The sequence below is a fragment of the Nissabacter sp. SGAir0207 genome (assembly GCF_005491205.1).
Classification (GTDB): domain Bacteria; phylum Pseudomonadota; class Gammaproteobacteria; order Enterobacterales; family Enterobacteriaceae; genus Chimaeribacter.
On record NZ_CP028035.1, the window covers coordinates 3,444,841 to 3,468,124 of the forward strand.

Sequence of the window (23,284 nt, forward strand, 5' to 3'; positions counted from 1 at the left end):
GCGGCTAGCCCACCAGCGCCCGCATCTGCGCCAGCAGCCCCGCCACCTGCGCGGGCCGCGTGTCGCCGCTGTCGCTGTCGATGATGGCGCTGTAGACGTGTGGGATCACCTTGCTGACGCCCGCCTCCAGCGCGATTGCCACGATCGGCGTGAAGTTCTCCATGTCGATGCCGCCGGTTGGCTCCAGCCAGAAATCCTGCGCCGCACAGGCGCGCGCCACTGCCACATACTCCTCCCGGCAAGCCAGCCCCTGCATCGGGAAGTACTTCACCGAGCTGCCGCCCATCTCTTTCAGCATGGCGATGGCGCTCTCCACCGGCACTATCGCGTCACTCTGGCGGCTGCTCAGCGGCCCAGTGGAGATCTTCACCCAGCCCACGCGGCCGGTGGGCGACACCAGCCCGTTGACCACCGTCTCCCCCTGCCCGAGCAGCGCCCGGCTGGTGGCGACGCCGCTGAAGACCTGATTGACGTGCTGCGGGTGCAGCGCGGCGGCGATCTGGCTGACCATCGCGGACTGGCGCGGATCGCCCGCCCCCAGCCCGATGGAGAGGGCGTTGTCGATGCGCGCCGCATAATCGCGCATCTCTTCGATGGCGCTGCGGGCGTCGGGGTAATTTTTGGAGAGCACGCCGACCAGCACATGCCCCTCCGCCGCCTCATACACCGCCTGGGCGTTCTCTTTGCTGCCAGCCAGCACGTTCAGGCAGACGCGGCCATGCAGGTAGTTCGGGGTCAGGCGGCTCATGGGCGGGCCTCCCGCAGGGTGGCGATGGCATCGGCGATGCGCGCAAGCTGCGCTGGGGTGACGCTGCGCACGTCCACCTCCACCTTGCCCTCATTGGCGCGGTAGCCCCGGAAATAGATCGCGACCTCCCCCTCGCGCAAGCGCTGCACAATCTCGGCGGTGCGCACGCCAAGCGCCGCCTCGTCAAAGGCGATCTCGGTGCGGGCGATGTCCCGCCCGGCGGCGTCCCACACCACGCGCGCGTGGATGCCGGGCAAGCCGTTGAGCCGGTCGATGAAGGGCGTCATCTTCTCCACCATCTGCTGGCCGCTGACCGGCGTGCGCTGCACATAGCACTCAATCGCCTGCGCCAGCCCGAGAATTCCCTCCTTGCCAATTTTCATTGCCCGGCCAATCCCCTCCGACTGGCGGCGTACCCAGCCAACATAGGGCGCACGGCCTATCACCAGCCCACTGGATGGCCCCTCCAGCGCCTTCGCGCCGCTGTAGATCACCAGATCCGCGCCCATCTGGTAATAGCAGGTGAGATCCTCCTCCGCCGCTGCGTCCACAATCAGCGGCAACTGGTGGTGATGCGCGACCTCCGCCGCCTCTGCCACCGTCAACATACTTTTCTGCACCGTGTGATGGGATTTGACGTAGAGCAGCGCCGCGGTGCGCGGGGTGATGGCCGCCGCCAGCTGCGCCGCCGAGCACTCATTGGCGTAGCCCGCCTCCACCACCCGGCCACCGCCGAGCGCCACCATAGTGCCGACCGGCGCGCCGTAGTTCACGTTGTGCCCCTTCGGCAGCACAATCTCACACGGACGGTCGTGGGCGGCGCTGTGCAGGTTGACCAGCAGGTGCTCGCTCTCCTGCACAATCACCGCCGCCACCGACTGGGCGATGCCCGCCGAGGCGCAGGAGACCACCACCGCCTCCTCCACCCCCAGCAGCCCGGCGATGTAGGCACCGCTTTTCAGCACCAGATCTTTCATCTCAAAGTAGTGGCTCAGGCCCTCATTGACCGCCACCACCACCTCCGGCCCCGGCGTAGAGACGCCCAGCATGGTCATGCGCCCGGAGGCATTGATCACCGGTTTCAGGTGGTACTTCTCATACAGCGAAGGGTGTTTGTCAGCAGACATACTCGGCACTCCATGTGTCAGTGGGATAGAGCACGCCCGCCACCACGGCCGCCAGCGGCGACAGGTGCTGTGAAGCGTGCACGGACGCCCCGTCGGCGTCCAGATAGTGCTGCGGCGCGTCAGTCAGGGTGAACAGCGTTAAATCCGCCTCCGCCCCCACTGCCAACCGGCCACGGCCCGCCAGCCGCAGCGCGTCGGCGGCCTGATGGGTGACGCAGGCGATCACCTGTGGCAGGGTCATGCCGATCGCCAGGAATTTTGACATCACCGCCGCCAGGCTGTACACCGGCCCCTGCAGGCGGTTACGGCAGTAGATATCTGAGCTGATGGTGTCGGGCAGCAGGCCAAGGGCGATGGCCTGCCGTGCCACTTCAAAGCTGAAGCTGGCACTGCCGTGGCCGACGTCCAGCCGCACGCCGCGCGCCAGCGCCTGCGTGACGGCGGCGCGCACCTCGCCCTGCGGCGTGAGGATGCGATTCGGCTTGCCGTTGAAACAGTGGGTGATGATGTCGCCCGCGCCCAGCAGGTCAGCGATCTCTTCGAGCCGCGGCGGATCGTTGCCGATGTGCACCATCAGCGGCAGATCGCCATTGTCCCGCTGGATCGCCTTGGCGATCCGCAGCGGATGCAGGCCGTTATCGCCCACCACGCTGCCGCTCATCCGCGCCTTCAGGCCGACGATGAACCCTGCGTGGTCAGCGATGGCGCGCCGCGCCGCGTCGGCGTCAATCTGCGCCAGATCCGCCAGCTCATGCTGGGTGCGAATGCCGGTACGGGCGATATTGAGCAGCGCCAGCACCCGCGTCTGTGCGCCGGAGGCCAATTGGCGGAAATCCGCCACGTCATCCGCGCCGCTGCTGCCAGCGTCCACCACCGTGGTCACCCCACCGGCGATGCCCACGCGATCCGGCTCGTCATGGTAGAGCGGCGAGGCGGCGTAGCAGTGCACATGGCTGTCGATCCAGCCGGCGCTCAGCCACGCCTCGCCCCTTAAATCCAGCTGGGTGGTGGCGGCCAGCGTCGCGGGCAGCGCGCCAATCGCCGCGATGCGCCCCCCGCTGACCGCCACGTCCACCACGCCCCCCTCCGCCAGCCGCGCGCGGCGGATGATCAGCTCCATCGCCTGTTGCGCGCCCATCACAGCGTCACCGGGAACAGCGCGCCAAGGATCATCGCGCCGAGGATCGCCCCGCCGGTGATCGGCTTGCGCCACAGGTAGAACAGCAGCGCGCCGCCCAGCGATCCGAGGCCAATCGGGATGGAGGCGGTTATCGCTGACAGGATAATCAGCGGGCCGAGGAAGCGGCCGGAGGCGTTGCCCGCGCCCATCATCACATCCGCGCCGTAGGTGACGTTGCCTTGGTTGACGGTGAACTTGCGCGCCAGAATGATCAGATAGCCAATCGCCATGCCAGCCACCAGCCCGGTGAGCAGCGAGGCGGCAAAGTTCTCCACCGGGAAGACGATGCCCGCGCCGAGCAGCAGCGCCGGGATGCCCAGCCCGACGCCGGTCTGCACCGCCCCGCCGATGTCGAGGATGCCGACCAGCGAGCCTTCAATGATGCGCGCGAACAGGAAGCTGGCGCCGAAGGCCGCCACCGCGCCATAGACGCCGGTGTCCATACCGGCGCGCAGCATCGAGACAAAGGCCACCTCGTTGAACGCGCCGATGCCGTAGAGGTAGTACATGTGGGTGCCAGCAAAGACGCCAGCGGAGAGCAGCCCGACAAAGATTGGGAATGACCAGTCGGCATACCAGAAGCCGGCCTGCTGATCGGTGTCGGTTTTTTCACTGATAATCGTCGCCATATCACTTCCCGCTTAAGGTGTTGTGGATGCTGTCGAGCCAGCCCGGCACGCCGAGGGTGAAGGATTGCAGCAGCTTCATGTCAAAGCCGCGGAAGAAGCCGCTCAGCACAAACAGCAGGACAATCGCCGCCATCATGATGCGGGTGACGCGCGTCCAGCCGCCCTCGTCCACCCCTTTGCCAATCAGGATGCCGAGCACCAGCCCCGGCACGGCGTTGCCCATGATCAGCTGCGCCAGCCCGCCAAATACCGTGCCCCAGAAACCGGCGCGGCGACCGGCGTCAATCGCCGCCAGCCAGAAGATCACCGGCATCACGGTGTTGACCAGAATATTGGCCGCTGGCACCAGCACCTTCACCGCCGTCACTTGCAGCGCCGCTGGCACCGCCGAGGCGGTGGTGTTCAGGAACGCCACCACCACCATGCCAATCAGCCCGCAGGCCAGCGCCATGCGACGCGGGTTGTGCAGGGTGTCGGCCAGCGTGCGGTTCTTCATCATCAGCGCCGCCGCGCCCCAGTTGGGGATGATGCGGTGGTCAACGTCCTGCGTGAAGGCACCCGCTGCCACCGAGGAGGCCCAGGCGTTGAAGAAGAAACCGAGGCCAAAGGAGAAGTGGGAGGCCGGGTCGCCCTCGCAGGCGTTCAGCTCGCCGAGGGTGCGGAACGCCCCCATGCCCTGCGTGGCTGGCGCATGGAACATACGTGCCGCGCCCGCGCCGACGCCGACGCCGACCAGCCCGCCGATAATCAGGGATTTCATCAGAATAATGAGAAACATCAGGGTATCCTTTTCTGTCGCTCAGGCTTGCCGCTGGCTATTGGGCGGTGAACGCCACCTGCCCCATGTCAAAGGCAGTGACCTTCACCACGATCTCCAGCGAGACGCTGTAGTGCCGCCGCTCGCGCGGGAAAAAGAGAAACAGGAACCGCTCGCGCACGCACCGCTCCTCCGCTTTCACCACCCGCACATCCTGTGGCTCGATGCGCAGCAGCAGGTGGGGGGAATTTTTCATCACCTCTGCCTGCACCTGGCCCAGCGCCGCCGAGAACGCTTGGGATTTGCTCTCTCCCTTGCCGTTGACCTGCACGGTGGCGGTGAACTCCTGCTTCATGGCGTCTGGCCGAATTTCTTGCGCCACGCCTCCACCAGCCTTTCGCCCAGCTCCTCTTTGTCCATAAAGCCGAAGCCCAGCACTTGGTAGCCCTCATTGATGGCGGTGACGCCCTCCTCGACGGAGCGCATCCCGTGGCGGGCGCGGTAGCCATATTTATTTTGGGCGGTGATCGCCCCGGCCCCGCCGCTGCCGCAGAAGGAGATGCCAAAGGTGGCCCCCTCCGCCTTCATCACGTCACCCAGCCGCATATCCGCCGCCATGCCGGGCACCACCACCGCGCGGCCGCCTGCCGCTTCCACGCCCTGCGCCACTTTCTGCCCTTTGCCCAGCCGATCGCCAATCACTACGGTAATGCCCATGCCTGTCCCTCTCTGTCATCAGTTAGTGGTCTGGTTCTCTTTCGCGACTTCAAAATGCACGGAGAGCAGGTAAGCCTCCTCAATCGGCAGGTTGCCGAAACTGGCGACCACCTGCTCGGCCAGCTGCATGGAGTGCGGCGAGATCTCATCGAACAGCTCCCGATCCACCTCCGGCAGCGGCTCGCCCGTGCGGGAGCGCATCACCATCGCGCGGATATGGGACGCCAGCATCTGCTGCTGCACCGCGTTCGGGACGATCGCCGCCCCGCACAACAGGGCGTGGATCTGCGCCAGCACCTGCTCAACCTGCCTGTTTGCCGCGTCGTCCTCTGTCTCTGGCGCGCTTGCGTTATTCACTGTGACCTCTCTCCCTGCCGCCCTGCGATAACCCCACCCTACGCGCCGGGCGGCGGCCTGTGTAGCCACTCTTTTTCCAGTTCAAACTGGAAAAGCACTGCCGGGGAGGGATCGGATTCGCAAAACGGCGGAAATAAAAACGGGCGCCAAAAGGCGCCCGTTGGGGGAAAGCGTGGGACGAGGCTTACTGGCCAGCGATGCGCATCTCCGGCAACAGCACCGAGCCGCACTGAATGTTGCTGCGGGTTTCGATGTCACTGCCGACGCTGACGATGTTGCGCAGCATATCTTTCAGGTTACCGGCGATGGTGATCTCGCTCACCGGGTACTGGATCTCGCCATTCTCCACCCAGAAACCGGCCGCGCCGCGTGAGTAGTCGCCAGTGATGCCACTGACGCCCTGCCCCATCAGCTCGGTGACCACCAGCCCGGTGCCCAGCTGTTTCAGCATCGCGGCGAAGTCATGCCCCTGACCGGCGATGCGCCAGTTGTGGATGCCGCCAGCGTGGCCAGTGCTCTTCAGCCCCAGCTTGCGCGCCGAGTAGTTGGTCATCAGCCAGGTTTGCAGCACGCCATCCTTAACGATGTCACGGCGCTGGGTGCGTACCCCCTCGCTGTCGAACGGGGTGGAGGCCAGCCCCTTCAGCAGGTGCGGGTGCTCCTCAATGGTCAGCCACTCCGGCAGGATCTGCTGGCCGAGACTGTCGAGCAGGAAGCTCGATTTGCGGTAGATGCTGCCGCCGCTGATGGCACCGACCAAGTGGCCGAACAGGCCGGTGGCGACCTCCGAGGCGAACAGCACCGGGGCCTTCATCGTTGCCAGCTTGCGCGGCGACAGGCGCGACAGGGTGCGGCGGGCGCACTCGGCCCCGACCCACTCCGGGCTTTGCAGGTCGTCAATCGCCCGGCCAATGGTGTAGGCGTAGTCACGCTCCATGTCGCCCTCATGCTCGGCGATTACGCAGCTCGACATGGAGTGGCGGCTGGAGCAGTAGCTCTGCAACATGCCGTGGCTGTTGCCGAACACCTTGATACCGACGTGGCTGTTGAAGCTGCCACCCTCACTGTTGGTGATGCGCTTGTCCGCCGCCAGTGCCGCCTGCTCGGCGCGCGCCGCCAGCTCAATGGCGCGCTCGGCGTCCAGCTCGGTCGGATGGAACAGGTCAAGATCCGGCGCGTCATAGGCCAGCAGCTCCGGGTCAGCGGCACCGGCATAGGGATCGGGTGAGGTGTAGCGGGCGATGTCCAGCGCCGCCTGCACGGTGCGGCCGATGGCCTCCGGGCTGAGGTCGGTGGAGGAGGCGCTCCCCTTGCGGTTCTGCCAGTAGACCGTGATGCCCAACGCGCCGTCGCTGTTGAACTCCACGTTCTCCACGTCGCCAAACCGGGTGCTGACGCTGATCCCGGTGGATTTGCTGACGGCGACCTCGGCCTGATCGGCCCCGGCCTGCGCCAGTTCCAGCGCACGGGCCACCGCCTGCTCCAGCATCTTACGCTGCTCTGCAACTTGAGTGACTACTTTCATTTATTTGCCATAATTAATGAGATAATCGTTGGGAAACCGGGCGAGGCGCCGGGGTTTCGCGTCCACTTTGCGGCGTTTTACACCGGATACATAGACTTGAGTCTAACAGAGATTGGCGCAAAATGATGGCAGCCGCAGCAGCCGGCCCAATCTTTCGCGGCACGCGGGCCGGGCCAGCGCACTGGCAGGCGGCTAAATCGGGCTGTCGCTGGCGATCCACGCCGACAACCTGATAGGATTAGCCTCTTTTTTTGGAGTCCCCATGAACAAATCACACGAAGACTGGCTCGACGACGTCCCTGAGAATGAAAACGACGAAGACGAAGAGATTATTTGGGTCAGCAAAAGCGAAATCAAACGCGACGCCGAGGCGCTGAAAGATCTGGGCGCGGAGCTGGTCGATCTGGGCAAAAACGCCCTGGACAAGATCCCGCTGGATGAGGATCTGCGTGCTGCGATCGAACTGGCACAGCGCATCAAGAAAGAGGGCCGCCGCCGCCAGTTACAGCTGATTGGCAAAATGCTGCGTGCGCGTGACCCGGAGCCGATCCAGACCGCGCTCGACAAGCTGAAAAACCGCCACAACCAGCAGGTGTCGCTGTTCCATAAACTGGAAGCATTGCGTGACCGTCTGGTGGAAGAGGGTGATGACGCGGTGCCGGACGTGCTGGCGCTCTACCCGGATGCGGATCGCCAGCAACTGCGCGCGCTGGTGCGCAACGCCCAGAAAGAGAAGGCCGCCAACAAGCCACCGAAGGCGTTCCGCCAGATCTTCCAGTACCTGCGCGAACTGGCTGAGACACAGGATTAAGGGCTGGCCGGGCCGCCTGCCCGGCCCCACCCTTTATTGGCGGATGTTGAAGCGCAACCCGCCCTCCAGCTCCTCCTCCGCCTCCTCAAACAGCAGCACCAGCGCGCCGAAGCGTCGCTTCTTGCGCGGGTTCAGGTTCACAAACTCAATCTCCACCGGCAGCCCCAGGCGGCCTGTCACCACATCCCACAGCGCGTCCAGATTCGCCCCAAAGTCCTCGTCCAGCGCAAACTCGCGCGCAAATTCGCCATAAAACCGGGGCAGATCCGGAATCTGATTAAAGTCGAACACCACTTTTCCCATGCCTTGCTCCATCCGGATAAAATTTTTGCCTGATCCCCTGCTGTCACCGGGTGGCGGGCCGCGATCGGCACGGCCCGCGGTTGCCCTTTACAGGTTGCCCAGATGCAGTGTCTTGACGATCTGGTACTCCTCCAGCCCCAGCACCGAGCCTTCGCGCCCCATGCCGGACTCCTTCACGCCGCCGAACGGCGCGACCTCGGTGGAGACTGAGCACTCATTGATGCCGATCATGCCGCTCTCAATCGCCTGCGAGACGCGGAATACCCGTTGCAGGTTCTGGGTGTAGAAGTAGGCCGCCAGCCCAAACGGCGTGTCGTTGGCGCGGCGGATCACCTCCTCCTCGGTCTGGAAGCGCATACAGGCCGCCAGCGGGCCGAAGGTCTCCTCCTGCGTGGCCTGCATCTCTTCAGTCACCTCCGCCAGCACCGTCGGCTGGAAGAAGTTGCCGCCGAGCGCGTGGCGCTCACCGCCGGTGACCACCCGCGCGCCCTTCGCCAGCGCGTCCTTGATGTGCTGCTCCACCTTATCGACGCCCTTCGGCTCAATCAGCGGGCCGACCACCACGCCCTCCTCCATGCCGTTGCCGACCTTCAGCTTCTGCACCTCCTCGCCAAGGCGGGTGACAAAGCGGTCGTAGATACCGTCCTGAATATAGAAGCGGTTGGTGGCGACGCACACCTGCCCGCTGTTGCGGAACTTGTTGGCAATCGCGCCCTGCACCGCCAGCTCCAGATCGGCGTCATCAAAGACGATGTAGGGCGCGTTGCCGCCCAGCTCCATTGAAACTTTTTTCAGCGTGTCGGCGGCGTTGCGCACCAGCGTTTTGCCCACCTCGGTGGAGCCGGTGAAGGAGATTTTGCGCACCACCGGGCTGGCCATGATGGCCTCGCTGATGGCGGAGGTGTCGCCAGCCACGCCGTTCAACACCCCTTTCGGCACCCCGGCGCGGTCAGCCAGCGCCAGCAGGGCAAACGCCGACAGCGGCGTATTGTTGGCGGGCTTGATCAGGCCGGTGCAGCCCGCGGCCAGCGCCGGGCCAAGTTTGCGCGTCAGCATCGCCAGCGGGAAGTTCCACGGGGTGATGGCCGCCACCACGCCAATCGGCTCACGGGTCGCCAGAATGCGTGACCCCGCTTTCGCGCCGGGAATGATCTCGCCGTTGGCGCGCTTGGCCTCCTCGGCAAACCACTGGATAAAGCTGGCAGCGTAGTCCACCTCGCCCAGCGCCTCTTTCAGCGGCTTGCCCTGCTCCGCCACCATCAGCTCGCCCAGATACTGTTTGTTCTCGTTGATCAGCTGATACCAGCGGTAGAGGATCTCCGAGCGCGCTTTGGCGGGTTGGCTGCGCCAGCCCGGCAGCGCCGCTTCGGCGGCGCGGATGGCGGCTTCGGTCTCCGCCTGCCCGGCTTTCGCCACCTGCGCCACCACCGCGCCAGTGGCCGGGTTCAGCACATCAAAGGTTTCGTTGGCCCGGTGCCATTCACCCGCCACAAAGTAGCCGGTCTTAAATAAGTCGTTATTTGTCAGGCGTTCATCGCTTGTCATGGTTATCTCCTGATCGCTGCGCGGCATCAGCGCCGCATACTTATCATTCAAGGAGTAAGTATAGCGGCTTATCATGTCACCGATGCGCAGGGCCAGTACGTCAGGCCATCCGGGGGCGGGCGGCGTGCGCGGGAGAAGGAGGGAAACAGAGTGAGGCAGGACGCCAGACACAAAAAAGCCAGACCGGAGTCTGGCTTTCTAATCAGGCGCTGAGCAGCGCGTTCTGGTACTTGTGCAGCATGTCCGCCAGCCGTTGCACCGGCTCGGTGACGTTGCGCGGCGCTTCATACAGCACCAGCTTCTGCTGGTACTCATTCAGCTCCTTCAGCATCCGGTTGTAGTAGTAGCGGCGTTTGGCATCGCTCTTGGCCGTCACCACATGGTCGGCGGTGTTGCGGATACGCTTGTGGAACGCCGAGAGATCCTCATTGACCGGGATCTCCACCTGCCGCATCCGCTGGTGGGCAATGATCAGCGTCAGCGCCAGCCGGTATTTGGCGATGTCATTCGGGAACATCACCAGCAACTGGTTGAGCTGCTGGTAGAGTGCCGGCAAATGGTTCTCACGGCGGCGCGCCACCTGAGTGGTCAGTGCCGAGACGGCGCTGCTCACCAGCCGGTTGAGCAGCGTGCGCCCGGTGCGCTCCTTGGATTTGTCGCGGATCAGCAGGATCACCAGCAGCGCGACGCCCGCGCCAATGAACTGGCCGGTGGCGCTGTCGAGGAAGCTGGTCACGTTGAACTCCATCGGGTTGCTCAGCACCAGAATGTTGATGCTGCCCGCCAACAGGCCAAGGGTGCCGAGCCGCCGCTTCTGCACCTCGATGCCGCAGATAAAGGTCAGCACGCCAAGGCAGAGGCAGAGCAGCACCACGCTCTGCTGGGTGGCGGGCAGGAGCAACATGAAGTAGAGCGAGCCGACCGGGATCGCCACCATCATCCCCAGCACGAAGTCCATCGCCATCATGCGCGGGTTGGGTGTGCGCATCGCCAGCGCCGTCACCACGGCGATGATCACCATAAAGCCGCTGCCGGAAGTCCAGCCCGTCCACAGCCAGAGCAGGCAGCCGAAGGCGGTGGCGGAGAAGGTGCGCAGGCCGTTGATCAGCGCATGGTAACGCTCGGCGGAGGAGGGTTTGACCACCACCACCTCATCATGCAGCACGTTCTCCTCGATGCTACTGATGCTGCTGTTGGTGCGTACCCCTTTCGCCAGCATCAAATAGCGCGAGGCCGCGCCGACCCAACTGGTCACGGTCACCGGCGCGGTGGCGTCGTTGGTCAGCAGGTGGCGCAGCATCTTCATGCGTTTGTGCACCTCCACCATGCTCTCCGCTGGCTCATCGAACAGCTGGCGCATCGACTCGGAGATCTCCTCCGGGTGGTTCATCAGGATGAAGTAACTTTCGCAGGCTTGGGTGATCATGGTCAGCGACAGGGTATGCATCGCCCGCAGCCGCCGGTTGGCGCGCGTCCAGCGGGAGGACTCCATCATCAGGTGCCCACGCATCCCGTTCAGCGCGTTGGTGCTTTTCACCAGATCGCCCCACGCCTTGTCCACCGTCTCGCGCTCGGTGGAGCGCAGGCAGAGCTGCATCAGGCGGTACTGGTCTACCAGCAGCTTCTCCACCAGCCGGTCGATGTCATTTTTGATCGAGCGCGGCGAGAAGAGCAGATCGGCGATCACCGCACTGACGATGCCCAGCACAATCTCGCTACAGCGCTCCACGGCAAACTGCGGCGTTTGCAGCGGCGTGTTGGCGGAGGTGACGACGATAATCAGCGCGGTGTAGCCCGCCAGCCCAAGGGCGTAGGAGTTCTCCACCCGCACCAGCGATGACCACCAGGTGCAGAAGCCCGCCCAGATGCAGCAGAGCAGCAGCATCACCACCGGCGCGCGCACGGTGGTGGTGATGATCACCAGCGCCGCCAGACAGCCGATGAAGGTGCCGATGATACGCAGCCAACCCCGGTGGCGGATGGCCCCGGAGAACGGCTCGCCACCGGCGACGAAGGCTGGCCCGGCGACCACGATGGCGGCGGTCATCGCTGACCAGCGCGGCGTGACCAGCTCAAGGTGGAACCCCAGAATCAGGGCAAACAGAATGGCGAAGGTCAGTTTGAACGCGAACCGCATACGCGGGAACGGGAATTCAATGTTAAGGCTTCTCATCGCCTCCCCTTAGCCGAACTCACGCAGGCGGTGCAGGAACTGCACGAAGGGCGAAGCCTGTTGCAGGTTGCGATCGTTCGGGCCGGTCAGCACCACGGTGGCGGTGGTGCCAGCCGGGTAAGGGTGGCTCTGGTCGATGTCATCCAGACGGATCTTCACCGGCACGCGCTGTGCCAGCCGCACCCACTCCAGATTGCTGTCGATGGTCGCCAGCCCCTTGCTGTCCACGGTGCTGCTGCTGTTGGTCACGCCCGCGGCAACGCTGTCCACGGTGCCGTGCATGATGCGGTTGCTGCCGAGCGGGGTGATCTCCGCGCGGTCGCCCACCCTCACCTGCGGCAGTTTGGTCTCTTCCATATAGGCGAGGATGTAGAAGGTGTTCTTCTTCACCAGCGCCACGGCGGTGGAGCCGCGGGTGATGAATTCGCCGCCATGCACGCGCAGGTTGGTCACCCAGCCGTCAGCCGGGGCGCGCACATCGGTACGGGCCAGATCCAGCCGCGCCGAGTCGCGCGTCGCCTCGGCTTTTGCCAGCTGGTGCAGGGTGGTTTGCAGCGAGTTGTTCGCCTGATCGATCTCCTCCTGCGACATCGCCTGCACGCCTAGGCGCACGCGGCGGCCCGCCTCGCGTTTTTTCTCGGCGGCCAGCGCCTGATAGTAGGCCACGTCCGCCTCGGCCTCATCGAGCGCCTGCTGGTAGCGCGGCTTATCGATGGTGAAGAGGATCTGGCCCGCTTTCACCAGCTGGTTATCCACCACTGGCACGGCGGTGATCAGCCCGCTGACGTCCGGCGCCAGCCCGACCACATCGGCGGTGAACTTGGCGTCACGGGTCCAGGGGGATTCGGTGTAGAACACCCAGGCGCGGAAAATCGCGATGGCCGCCAGGATGACCAGGAGCAGAGTGATCGCAACACGGATTATTTTTATGGATAGGGTTTTCACGGAACGGCCTCAGACAAAAAGACAAGAGATCAGATAGAACAAGCAGCAGTACAGCGCGGTGTTGAACAGCGCTGGATGCCAAACAAAATCATAGATCCCGGTGGGTTGCAGCAGTCGTCGCAGGAGGAAGAAGAGGGCCAGCGCGACGATGATCTCGAAGAATACCGGGGGGAACGATAATCCGAAAATTACCATTACCGGAAGCAAACTCATCATTTATTCCTTATTGTTTACTCTACCGGGCTAATGCCTCACCATAACTGCGCACGCGCTTCAGATATTTTAGGCAATATCCGGCTCCCGCCACCGAAAAAAGGTCGGAAACCGAGAATGAAAAGTAAACTGGAGCAACGCGGAGGTGTCGCAGGAAGAACTGATTGACTAAAGATTCGCCTGACGAGAGGCACTTCACCTGTGCCACTATGTTAGCCTGCTTATTAAAGCCTTATCTACCTTATGTGATCTAAATCACTTTTAAGCCAGAGTGAATAATGGAAAGACTGAAACGGATGTCCGTGTTCGCCAAAGTGGTGGAGTGCGGCTCCTTCACGGCCGCGGCGCGGCAGCTGGAAATGAGCGTCTCCTCCATCAGCCAGACCGTCTCCAAACTGGAGAATGAGCTACAGGTGAAGCTGCTGAACCGCAGCACCCGCAGCATCGGCCTGACCGAGGCGGGCAAGATCTACTACCAAGGTTGCCGACGCATGTTGCAGGACGTGTTGGAGGTGCATGAGCAGCTCTACGCCTTCAATAACACCCCGACCGGCACGCTGCGCATCGGCAGCTCCTCCACCATGGCGCAAAATGTGCTGGCGAACATGACCGCCGACATGATGCGCGAGTACCCCGGCCTGACGGTCAATCTGGTGACCGGCATCCCCGCGCCAGACCTGATCGCCGATGGGCTGGACGTGGTGATCCGCGTCGGCGCGTTGCAGGACTCCAGCCTCTTCTCGCGCCGCCTCGGCTCGATGCCGATGGTGGTGTGCGCCGCCCGCAGCTACCTCAGCCAGCACGGCTCGCCGGAGAAGCCAGCGGACATCGTCAACTTCTCTTGGCTGGAGTACAGCGTGCGCCCAGACAGCGAGTTCGAGCTGATCGCGCCAGAGGGCATCACCACCCGCCTTAGCCCGCAGGGGCGTTTCGTCACCAATGATTCGCAGACCATGATCCGCTGGCTGAAGGCCGGTGCTGGCATCGCCTACGTGCCGCTGATGTGGATCATCGATGAGATTAACGCCGGGGAGGTGGAGATTCTGTTTGCCCGCTACCACTCCGATCCGCGGCCGGTCTACGCCCTCTATACCGAAAAGGACAAGCTGCCGCTGAAGGTGCAGGTGTGCATTAACTATCTGACAGAGTACTTCAACCACGTCGGTACGCTGTTCCAGCAGTACCGCGAGCAGCGGCCAAGCGAGGAGTGAGGCCCTGCCCGGATGGGCAGGGCCAGGGGATCAGGCGGTGCCGCCCACGGTGAGGGCATCCAGCTTCAGGGTCGGCTGGCCAACGCCGACCGGCAGGCTCTGCCCCTCTTTGCCACAGACGCCCACGCCGCGATCCAGCGCCAGGTCATTGCCGACCATCGAGATCTGCTGCATCGCCTCAATGCCCGAGCCGATCAGGGTCGCGCCCTTCACCGGCTTGGTGATGCGCCCCTTCTCAATCAGGTAGGCCTCGGAGGTCGAGAAGACGAACTTGCCGGAGGTGATATCCACCTGCCCGCCGCCAAAGTTTGGCGCATAGAGGCCGAACTCGACGCTGCTGATGATCTCTTCCGGCGTGGAGCGGCCAGCCAGCATGTAGGTGTTGGTCATACGCGGCATCGGCAGGTGGGCATAGGACTCACGGCGGCCGTTGCCGGTCGGCGCGACACCCATCAGGCGGGCGTTCAGTTTGTCCTGCATGTAGCCCTTCAGCACGCCATTCTCAATCAGCACGTTATACTGGCCGGGCACGCCCTCATCATCCACCGCCAGTGAGCCGCGCAGGCCCGGCAGGGTGCCGTCATCCACCACGGTGCACAGCTCGGAGGCCACCAGCTCGCCCACCTGTCCGCTGAAGACCGAGGTGCCACGGCGGTTGAAGTCGCCCTCCAGACCGTGGCCTACCGCTTCGTGCAGCAGCACGCCCGGCCAGCCCGCGCCCAGCACCACCGGCATCGCGCCAGCCGGTGCCGCCACGGCGGAGAGGTTCACCAGCGCCATGCGCACTGCCTCGCGCGCCCAAGCGTCGGCGCGCACTTCGCCATCCACGCTCTCCAGGAAGAAGTCATAGCCGAAACGGCCGCCGCCGCCGCTGGAACCGCGCTCGCGCTTGCCATCCTCCTCCACCAGCACGCTGACGGAGAGGCGCACCAGCGGGCGCACATCCGCCGCCAGCGTGCCGTCGGTGGCGGCGACCAGCACCGTCTCATAGACGCCGGTCAGGCTGGCGCTCACCTCCTGCACGCGGCGGTCAGCGGCGCGCGCTGCCTTGTCTACGCGGTGCAGCAGGGCAATTTTCTCTTCACGCGGCAGGCTTTGCAGCGGGTCAAACAGCGGGTAGAGCGCCTTGTGGCGCACTTCGCCCAGCGTATGCACCGTGCCGTTGCCCTGCTCCCGCACGATGTTGCGCGCTGCCTGCGCGCTGAGGTTCAGCGCGTTCAGCGTCAGCTGGTCGGCATAGGCAAAGCCGGTCTTCTCGCCGCTGACGGCGCGCACGCCGACGCCCTGATCAATGTTGTAGGAGCCATCTTTGATGATGCTGTCTTCAATCACCCAGGCTTCATGGTAGCTGGACTGGAAATAGAGATCGGCATAGTCCAGGCGGCGCTCAGCCAGTTGGCCCAATACCGCCGAGAGGTCTTGGTGAGTAAGGTTGTTCGCAGTAAGTAACTGCTCACTAGCATAGGCCAGGCTCATAGTCTCTTCACTCTTGTTTTAGGGAGATCCGGCGCGGCGCGCCGGCATCTGGACGGTTGCGCCCGGCTACTCATCAGCCTTGACCGCTTTCGGCTGGCGCAACACTTCATTAATTTTGGGTTGATCCACGTTACCACTGATGTGGTAACGAATCAGGGAGATTTTGTTCCACAGCGGCGCCAGCACCTTGCTGGCGGCAAATACCGCGGCCCCAATCACCGGGTTGACCACAAAGGCAGTCGCGACGCCGACGGTGGCAGAGATCTCCGGCGCGATGACCGCCTCCATCTCAATCTGCCGCCGCACCAGATCCACCTGCCCATTCATGGCGATGTCTGCCGCCAGACCATCCACCAGCAGGTCATCGGTATGCAGCACGCCATCCTTGATCCAGATGGTGGCCTTGGCGGAGTCAAAATAGAACCCCTTGCCGAAGGTGTCGCTGAAGTCGAGCTGCAATTTGCGCAGCAGGGCGTCGAAACTCACCAGCCGCAGCAACTGGCCAGCGCGGCCACCGCCGAGGTCAGCGATTTCACCCTTGCCAAACTGGGTGTTGAGCGTGCCGTTGAGCGTGGCCACCGCTGGCTGCCAGGGCGCGCCCTGCCAGTGCAGGTCGAAGGCGACATCGAACGGCGCTTCCTTCACTGGCGTGGAGAGGCCGAACCAGCTGGCGGCGTCATCCACCCGTGCGCCGTTCAGCTTGCTCTTCAGGCTGGTGCGCTCGCTCTGCGCGCCCTGCTGCCACTGCCCATCCACCGTCAGGCGCAGCTTGCCGGTGTCCACCAGCCCGTGGCTCAGCACCAGCGTATCGCCACCCGGCGTCAGGTCGCCCTCCACCCGGCCGACGTTCTGGCCGTAGAACCAGCAGGATTGGCAGCGCAGCCGCAGCGCTGGCCAGTCGCGGAAAGAGATACGGTTACGGCTGAAGGGATTGGTTGCCGTGCCGCCCGCCGATGCACCGGCCTCAGTAAATTGAGGATTATAATAAAGATAGCGGATGTCAGCCTGCCAGGGCGCATTTTCGGCGATTTTCAGCGTGCCGTCCGCCTCTTTGGCCTTCGCCCGCAGCAGCATCCCGCCCAGTTGCTGCTCACTCTCCACCGACACCTCATGCCAGCGCTGGCCGCCCGCCGCCAGCTCCGGCGTGGTGAGCGACACCTGTTTCGGGAAGGTAAAGCGCGGCAGGGAGGTGCCGCCCTTGCCGGACGCCTGTTGCGGCGAGATGAGCGCCAGCCAGCTTTCGCCATCCAGCGGCGGCAGGTCAAGGTGCAGGCGGCTCTCCGGCGGCAGCGGCGGGATCTGGTTACCCGCGCGCCATGCCGCGCGGTCGAGGGTGATGCCCTGACCCAGCATCCAGCGGCTGTTGAAGGCGTTTTTCTCGCCAACGCGTCCGCCCATCACAAAGCCGTTGAGGCCGCCTTTGGCGGTCAGGTTGAGCGCCAATGGCGTACCGGCCTCTTTCGCCAACGGCGCAGGTAAGTGACTGCTCACTTCTTTCAGGTTCGCCGTCGCCTCTACGTCGTAATGCGCCTGCCCCCGGTGCGGCAGGGTAATGCCCACCTGGCTTTTCCAGGCGGCGTGGCCGCCCAGCGCCTCTGCCGCGGCCTCCGGCAGGCCGGGCAGTTTGGCTGGCAGCCAGTCGCCCGCCAGATTGACGCCAATCTTCATGCTCTCCGGCTGCTCTTGGGTGGAGAAGTCCACCTGCAACGGCTGGCCGAACCAGACGCCGTTCATCGGCTGGCTCTGGAGGTTGCCGTTGTCATAGTGGAAGGTGCCGCTCAGGTCAGCGATGGTGGTGTTCAGCGGCTTGATCAGCAGGCTGTTGCGCGCCAGCGCCACTTCGCCACTCGCGCGCACTTGCTGGCCATCCAAGGGGATGTCGAGGTGCAGCCGCCCGTTGACCTCGCCGCCAATCTGCAACTGATCGAGCGCCGCGCCCAGCGAGCCTTTTAGCGGCGTCTGGTTGAAGTAGTTGCCCACTTCCCTGCCCTCGCCGCGAATGTCGGCGTCAATCAGCAGTTTGCGCTTCAGGTAGTCCGGGATGGCGGCGGCCACATTGTTGCCAGCGACCTGCCCCAGCATGGTGTGCGGCGCTTTCATAAACAGACCATCGTTGACGAAGTTGAGGTCAATCGCCAGATCCTGCAACGCTGGCCAGCCGGGCTGGAACTGGAAGGTCGAGTGGCGCAGCGGCACATAGACCTGGAACTGGCCCTGATTGCGCTTGTAGGGGAACTGGCCGGGGTCGCCAGCGTAGACCAGCGTGGCGTTCTCCACCTGCCCGCCCTGAATCGCGCCGCTCAGGTAGTTAACCAGCCCCTTGCCCATCAGCGGCTCCGGGAAGTAGCGCCAGGCGTCGGCGGCATCATACAGCCGGATGCCGGAGAGAATTTTCAGCCACGGCTCGCCCTTCGCGGGCTGCGCGTAGTGGAAGTCACCGGTGGCCCACAGCGAGCGCGCCTGCACGTTCAGCCCGGTGCCAGCCAGCTCGAGGCCGTTGCTGTCACTGCGCCAGCTCAGGCTGCCGCGGGCGCGCTGCACCTCCAGCGGCGCGCGGAACATCTCGCCATAGGGCAGCACGCTGTCATTGAGATCGAGATCCAGCCGCCCCTGCGGCACACTGCCGGAGAGCGTGCCAGCGAAGTGGTTGACGCCCGGCACCAGTTTCCAGTGCTGCCAGCTGACATCATGCCAGCGCGCCTGAAAGCGCGTCTGGTCTGGCTGCTTCAGCGGAATATCCAGCGCCAGCGCGTCAATGTGGCCGCTGGGTTTCAGGTCATTCCAGCGCGCCAGCAGGTTGGGCGAGAGGAATGCCAGCGCTGGCAGCAGCGGCCCCAGCCGCTCAATGCGCACGTCGCGGGTACGCAGGCGCAGCTCCTCACCCTGCGGCGGGCCGAGGAAGTCATGGTTTTCCGGCAGCCACAGCGCCGACACCCCGCCCTCCGGCCACGGCTGACCGTCGGTTTGCAGCCGTACCTGCGGCACGGTGAACAGCCAGCCGCGCCCGTGGCGCGTCGCCTGCAACGCCAGTTCGCCAACGTTAAGCTGGTGCGGCTGGCCGTCGATGTTCCAGCGCGCCTCACCCTGCTTCACCCGCAGGTCACCGCTGGCAATCTCGCCGTTCTGCACCTCCAGCCAGGCGGCCATGCTGATGTTGCCGGTTTGCAGGCCGGTGTTCTTGCGCAGCCAGCGGCTCAGCCACGGCTTGAGGTCAATGCCATCCGCCTGAAGGTAAAGTTTGCCGCGATCCAGCCGCCCTTCGCTGTCGCGCAGATCCATGCGCAACTGCACCACGCCATGCTGGCCGGTGAAGGTGGAGAGGCTGATCTGCCCTTCGGCGCGGTGGCGGTCGGCGCGGTTGAGCCAGGTAAGTTGCGGGACGTCAAATACCGCGCGCGGCCCGGAGGGGGTGAGGAAGGAGATGCGGCTGTTGCGCAGGTCGAAGTGATCCACCTGCTGGAGGAACAGGGTGCTGAGGGTGTCAGGCTCAATGGCGTTGCCCTGACGGTCACGGCCGCCCAGCGTGCTGTCGAAATCAAGCTTCAGGCCGTAGAGGGTGAGGTCACGGAACTGCCAGCGGCCATGCAGCAGCGACTGCCAGACATCCAGCGCCAGCGTGGCGCGATCCAGCTGCCAGGAGGCGTCCGGCAGGCGCGCGCTCAGCCCCTGCACCTCCAGCGTCGGGCCGAAGGTCTCCCAGCGGCCGGAGAGCGCGGCAATCTTGACCGGCACCCCGCTTACCGCCTCGATCTTCTCCAGCAGCTGTGGCCGGAAGGTGTCAAGCTTAGGCAGGATCAACCGTAGGCCACTGATCGACAACGCCACCGTCACAACGACCGTGGCGCAGGTGGTTAACAGTATTCCCGGCACTCGCCTCACGTGTATCTCCTTGTTACCCCGCACCTGCGGCGGGATAGACATCAATTCAGTTTTACAGCCACGTGCGACGCAGAGGCAACAAAGGGGGCGGCCGCAGCCGCCGGGGGGCAGGTCACATCATGACCACATCAAATTGTTCCTGATTATAGAGCGGTTCGATCTGCACCTTCACCTGTTTGCCGACGAAGATCTCCACCTCGGCCAGCGCGTGGGACTCTTCGCCCTTCAGCGCCTCGCCCACCGCCGGAGAGGCGTAGACCAGGAAGCGGTCAGCGTCATAGGCGTGGTGCACCCGCACGATTTCACGCAGGATCTCATAGCAGACGGTCTCCACGGTTTTCAGCGTGCCACGGCCGTGGCAGGTCGGGCACTCGCCGCACAGCACGTGCTCCACGCTCTCCCGCGTGCGCTTGCGGGTCATCTCCACCAGCCCCAGCTGCGAGAAGCCGTTGACGCTGGTCTTCACCCGGTCTTTGCTCAGCGCCTGCTCCAGCGAGTGCAGCACCCGCCGGCGGTGATCCTCATTATTCATGTCAATGAAGTCGATGATAATGATGCCGCCGAGGTTGCGCAGCCGCAGTTGGCGGGCGATCGCCTGCGTCGCCTCCACGTTGGTGTTGAAGATGGTCTCATCCAGATTGCGGTGACCGACAAACGCCCCGGTGTTGATGTCGATGGTGGTCATCGCCTCGGTCTGGTCGATGATCAGGTAGCCGCCCGACTTCAGCTCCACCTTGCGCTCCAGCGCCCGCTGGATCTCGTTCTCCACGTCGTAGAGATCGAAGATCGGCTGCTTGCCGGTGTAGTGCTCCAGCTTGCTGGTCAGCTCCGGCATGTACTCGGCGGTGAACTCCATCAGCAGATCGTAGGTCAGGCGTGAGTCCACGCGGATGCGATCCAGCGCCGCACCGGCAAAGTCACGCAGGATGCGTTGCGCCAGCGCCACCTCGCCGTAGAGTTTGCACTTGGTGATGTTGCGTTTTTTGCGCTCGGTGACCTTAGTCCACAAGCGCTTGAGGAAGGCGGCATCCTGCTTTAGCTCCTCCTCGCCGACGCCCTCGGCGGCAGTGCGAATGATGAAGCCGCCCTGATCGTCGCAGTAGGCGGCAACAATCTTCTTCAGCCGGTTGCGCTCCGCCTCGCTCTCAATGCGCTGGGAGACGCCGACGTGCGCCGCGCCCGGCATGAAGACCAGATAGCGGGATGGCAGGGTGATGTCAGTGGTGAGGCGCGCGCCCTTGGTGCCGAGCGGATCTTTCACCACCTGCACCATCAGGTCTTGCCCCTGACGCACCAGCTCGGCGATGTCACGCACATGGAAATTTTTCCGCTCATCGCCCGCCACGCACTCGGTGTGCGGCATGATGTCGGAGGCGTGCAGGAAGGCCGCCTTGTCGAGGCCGATGTCCACGAAGGCCGCCTGCATTCCCGGCAGGACGCGGCTGACGCGCCCCTTATAGATGTTGCCAGCGATGCCGCGCTTGGCCTCGCGCTCAATATGAATCTCTTGCAGCGTCCCGCCGTCGATATAGGCGACGCGGGTTTCGGATGGCGTAATGTTTACCAGCAATTCAGCGGTCATGGTCTCTCCTTACCTTGCGGACTGCCATAAACTGGCCGTACAGCTCCTGTGTCTCCACCAGCGGCAGGCCCACCACCGCCGGATAACTGCCGCGAATCTCGCGGACAAAGCAACCGCCTTTTCCTTGGATGCCATAGGCGCCCGCCTTGTCCATCGGCTCGCCGCTGGCAATGTAACGCTGGATCTCCTCATCGGTGACCACCCGGAAGGTGACCTCCGTGACCACCAGCGCACAGAGCAGATCCTCGCGGTCGGCGAAGGCCACCGCGGTCATCACCTGGTGCCGCTTGCCGGAGAGCGCATGCAGCATCTGCGCGGCATGGGCGGCATCCCGCGGCTTCTCCAGCACCTGGTTATCCAATACCACGATAGTATCAGAACCGAGCACCGGCAAATCCTGCGGTGCGACAGCCACGCCAGCGCGTGCTTTATCCTGCGCCAGCCGACGCACGTAGCCCTCGGGCGTTTCGTAGGGGTGGCGCACCTCCTCCACCTCCGCGCTCAGGCGCTCGAAAGGGATCTCCAGCAGGGAAAGCAGTTCATACCGCCGCGGTGAGGCGGAGGCCAGATAGAGTGAAGTCATGTCGCTCCTTATTGCACGGCAAATTTGCGGCGGATCTTACGCATCAACAGGAACAGCCACGGCCACAATATGCCGTCTACCACACTACTCCAGAATCCTTCCGGCCGGAATGAGACGTTTATCACCAAAAATTCCGCCCAGAACACCATCACGTGCATCGCCAGCGACAGCAGCATCACAATCAGCGCCTGTTGCCAGAGCGCCATATTGCGGAACAGTTGGAACTTGAACGCCACCAGATAGGCGATGATGCCCAGCGCCAGCGCCCGCACCCCGAGGGTGGAGCCAAGGATCAGGTCAATCACCAGCCCAAGGATAAAGCCCGTGCCGACGTTGACCCGGTGCGGCAGCGCCATCACCCAGTAGATCAAAATCAGCGTCAGCCATGAGGGCCGGAACATGTAGATCTGCTCCGGCCACGGCATGATTTGCAGCAGCATGGCGACAAAGAACGAGATCCAGATGATCCAGCGCCCGTGGCTGCGGTAACGGTTCATGGCCGTGCCCCCGTGGACGGCGCGGTGCCCGTGGCGGGCTGCGCGGCAGCCGGGGCTGGCGGCCCGGCTACCTCACCGGGACGCGGCAACACCTGCGGCATCATCTGCGTCAGGCGCTCATTGGCGACACGGTGCACCTCCTCCGGGGAGAGTGGCAGGTCGCCATTGCGATCTGAGCCCCAGAGCAGCAGCAGGTAGCGCAGGCGTTGCAGGCCAGCGGTGGGCCGTGCCTGAATCACCGTGTAGGCGCGCTGGTTATCGACCTTCACCGAAGAGACCACCGCCACCGGGTAACCCTCAGGGAAGCGGCCGCCAAGGCCGGAGGTGACCAGCACGTCGCCGACGCGGATGTCGGTGTTGCTCGGCAGGTGCTCCAGTTGCAGGTCATCGGCGCAGCCGCTGCCAGCGGCAATCACGCGAATGTCATTACGCAGCACCTGGATTGGCAGCGCGTGCGAGGCGTCGCAGATCAGCAGCACGCGGCTGGTGAACTTGGCAACGGCCACCACCTGCCCCACCACGCCCTTGTCGCTGATCACCGGCTGGCCCTCGTAGACGCCGTTGTCCGCGCCCTTGTCGATCACCACCTGGTCGCTGTAGGGGTCGGTGCCGGTCGAAATCACCTGCGTCACCATCTTCTGCTCATCCTGACGCAGCGGCGAGCCAAGCAGCTCGCGCAGGCGGGCGTTCTCCTGCTTGAACTGGCCGAGCAGCAGCAGGTCGCTGTTTTTCAGCAGCAACTCCTGACGCAGCGCACGGTTCTCCAGCTCCAGTTGCTGGCGGGTAGCCAGGGTATCGGAGACGCTGTCCAGCAGTTTACGCGGGCCATTGGAGAGGAAGTAGAAGGGGCTGACGGCCGTATCCATATAGGTACGGATCTTCATGAAAGTACCGAGGCGGCTGTCGGCAATGATCAGGGCGATCGCCGCGACAATCGCCAGAAAGAGACGTAATTGCAGGGAAGGCCCCCTGCTAAAAATCGGCTTCATAAATTATGCGGGTTCCTCGACAACAGAAGGGGTTAGC

General features: G+C 64.1%; 22 protein-coding genes. 2 read left to right on the forward strand and 20 right to left on the reverse strand.

From position 1 onward, the window contains the following. Positions 1–4: 4 nt before the first annotated feature. From C1N62_RS15495 to pmbA, 9 genes are all read right to left on the reverse strand, one after another. Complete coding sequence (locus tag C1N62_RS15495; RefSeq protein WP_137764476.1) at positions 5–748, reverse strand: KDGP aldolase family protein; 744 nt, start codon at positions 746–748, stop codon at positions 5–7. Beyond that, positions 745–1,875, reverse strand: coding sequence for a DgaE family pyridoxal phosphate-dependent ammonia lyase (locus tag C1N62_RS15500; RefSeq protein WP_137764477.1), 1,131 nt, complete (start codon positions 1,873–1,875; stop codon positions 745–747). The genes C1N62_RS15495 and C1N62_RS15500 overlap by 4 nt, the downstream gene beginning before the upstream one ends. Continuing rightward, complete coding sequence (locus C1N62_RS15505; RefSeq protein ID WP_240775789.1) at positions 1,865–3,013, reverse strand: amidohydrolase/deacetylase family metallohydrolase; 1,149 nt, start codon at positions 3,011–3,013, stop codon at positions 1,865–1,867. The genes C1N62_RS15500 and C1N62_RS15505 overlap by 11 nt, the downstream gene beginning before the upstream one ends. Continuing rightward, entirely contained in the window at positions 3,013–3,684 is a 672-nt protein-coding gene (locus C1N62_RS15510) for a DUF4310 family protein (RefSeq protein ID WP_137764478.1), read from the reverse strand. Before C1N62_RS15510 ends, C1N62_RS15505 begins: the two co-directional genes overlap by 1 nt. A 1-nt stretch (position 3,685) precedes the next feature. After that, on the reverse strand, positions 3,686–4,462 hold the full coding sequence (locus C1N62_RS15515; RefSeq protein ID WP_137764479.1) for a DUF4311 domain-containing protein: 777 nt from the start codon (positions 4,460–4,462) through the stop codon (positions 3,686–3,688). 37 nt (positions 4,463–4,499) lie between these two features. Continuing rightward, complete coding sequence (locus tag C1N62_RS15520) at positions 4,500–4,823, reverse strand: DUF4312 family protein (RefSeq protein ID WP_370465573.1); 324 nt, start codon at positions 4,821–4,823, stop codon at positions 4,500–4,502. After that, entirely contained in the window at positions 4,793–5,158 is a 366-nt protein-coding gene (locus C1N62_RS15525) for an SFCGS family glycine-rich protein (RefSeq protein WP_137764480.1), read from the reverse strand. Before C1N62_RS15525 ends, C1N62_RS15520 begins: the two co-directional genes overlap by 31 nt. Positions 5,159–5,176: 18 nt before the next feature. Then, the gene (locus C1N62_RS15530; RefSeq protein ID WP_137764481.1) at positions 5,177–5,515 is read right to left on the reverse strand and encodes a glycine dehydrogenase; all 339 of its coding nucleotides are present in this window, start codon (positions 5,513–5,515) and stop codon (positions 5,177–5,179) included. A 184-nt stretch (positions 5,516–5,699) separates the two neighbouring features. Further along, positions 5,700–7,040: a metalloprotease PmbA gene (gene pmbA / locus C1N62_RS15535; protein WP_137764482.1), complete on the reverse strand. Its 1,341-nt coding sequence runs from the start codon at positions 7,038–7,040 to the stop codon at positions 5,700–5,702. A 262-nt stretch (positions 7,041–7,302) separates the two neighbouring features. Here pmbA and yjgA point away from each other — a divergent pair, with 262 nt between their 5' ends. Next, a complete protein-coding gene (gene yjgA / locus C1N62_RS15540) occupies positions 7,303–7,851 on the forward strand; it encodes a ribosome biogenesis factor YjgA (protein ID WP_137764483.1) in 549 nt (182 codons plus the stop codon). Between the two features lie 33 nt (positions 7,852–7,884). Here the strand turns inward: yjgA and C1N62_RS15545 are convergent, their stop codons facing one another. The 5 genes from C1N62_RS15545 to aaeX form a co-directional block, all read right to left on the reverse strand. Next, positions 7,885–8,154, reverse strand: a complete 270-nt coding sequence (locus tag C1N62_RS15545) for a barstar family protein (RefSeq protein ID WP_137764484.1) — start codon at positions 8,152–8,154, stop codon at positions 7,885–7,887. An 87-nt stretch (positions 8,155–8,241) separates the two neighbouring features. Beyond that, positions 8,242–9,699 (reverse strand): NAD-dependent succinate-semialdehyde dehydrogenase, encoded by a 1,458-nt coding sequence (locus C1N62_RS15550; RefSeq protein WP_137764485.1) that lies wholly within the window; start codon positions 9,697–9,699, stop codon positions 8,242–8,244. Between the two features lie 202 nt (positions 9,700–9,901). Continuing rightward, positions 9,902–11,872: a p-hydroxybenzoic acid efflux pump subunit AaeB gene (gene aaeB, locus C1N62_RS15555; protein WP_137764486.1), complete on the reverse strand. Its 1,971-nt coding sequence runs from the start codon at positions 11,870–11,872 to the stop codon at positions 9,902–9,904. A 9-nt stretch (positions 11,873–11,881) separates the two neighbouring features. Further along, positions 11,882–12,817 carry a p-hydroxybenzoic acid efflux pump subunit AaeA gene (gene aaeA / locus C1N62_RS15560; protein WP_137764487.1) on the reverse strand — a complete coding sequence of 312 codons (936 nt, stop codon included), beginning with the start codon at positions 12,815–12,817 and terminating at the stop codon, positions 11,882–11,884. A gap of 9 nt (positions 12,818–12,826) precedes the next feature. Next, the gene (aaeX, locus tag C1N62_RS15565) at positions 12,827–13,030 is read right to left on the reverse strand and encodes a p-hydroxybenzoic acid efflux pump operon protein AaeX (protein ID WP_137765035.1); all 204 of its coding nucleotides are present in this window, start codon (positions 13,028–13,030) and stop codon (positions 12,827–12,829) included. 278 nt (positions 13,031–13,308) lie between these two features. Here aaeX and aaeR point away from each other — a divergent pair, with 278 nt between their 5' ends. Then, on the forward strand, positions 13,309–14,241 hold the full coding sequence (gene aaeR / locus C1N62_RS15570; protein WP_137764488.1) for an HTH-type transcriptional activator AaeR: 933 nt from the start codon (positions 13,309–13,311) through the stop codon (positions 14,239–14,241). Between the two features lie 30 nt (positions 14,242–14,271). Here aaeR and tldD read toward each other — a convergent pair whose 3' ends face one another. The 6 genes from tldD to mreC form a co-directional block, all read right to left on the reverse strand. Then, a complete protein-coding gene (gene tldD / locus C1N62_RS15575) occupies positions 14,272–15,717 on the reverse strand; it encodes a metalloprotease TldD (protein WP_137764489.1) in 1,446 nt (481 codons plus the stop codon). Between the two features lie 66 nt (positions 15,718–15,783). After that, positions 15,784–19,596: an AsmA2 domain-containing protein YhdP gene (gene yhdP, locus C1N62_RS15580; RefSeq protein WP_137764490.1), complete on the reverse strand. Its 3,813-nt coding sequence runs from the start codon at positions 19,594–19,596 to the stop codon at positions 15,784–15,786. Between the two features lie 112 nt (positions 19,597–19,708). Continuing rightward, positions 19,709–21,178, reverse strand: coding sequence for a ribonuclease G (gene rng, locus C1N62_RS15585; RefSeq protein WP_137764491.1), 1,470 nt, complete (start codon positions 21,176–21,178; stop codon positions 19,709–19,711). Next, the gene (locus C1N62_RS15590) at positions 21,168–21,761 is read right to left on the reverse strand and encodes a nucleoside triphosphate pyrophosphatase (RefSeq protein ID WP_137764492.1); all 594 of its coding nucleotides are present in this window, start codon (positions 21,759–21,761) and stop codon (positions 21,168–21,170) included. Before C1N62_RS15590 ends, rng begins: the two co-directional genes overlap by 11 nt. A gap of 8 nt (positions 21,762–21,769) precedes the next feature. After that, positions 21,770–22,258, reverse strand: coding sequence for a rod shape-determining protein MreD (mreD, locus tag C1N62_RS15595; protein WP_137764493.1), 489 nt, complete (start codon positions 22,256–22,258; stop codon positions 21,770–21,772). Continuing rightward, positions 22,255–23,247 carry a rod shape-determining protein MreC gene (gene mreC / locus C1N62_RS15600; protein ID WP_137764494.1) on the reverse strand — a complete coding sequence of 331 codons (993 nt, stop codon included), beginning with the start codon at positions 23,245–23,247 and terminating at the stop codon, positions 22,255–22,257. Before mreC ends, mreD begins: the two co-directional genes overlap by 4 nt. Between the last annotated feature and the right edge of the window lie 37 nt (positions 23,248–23,284).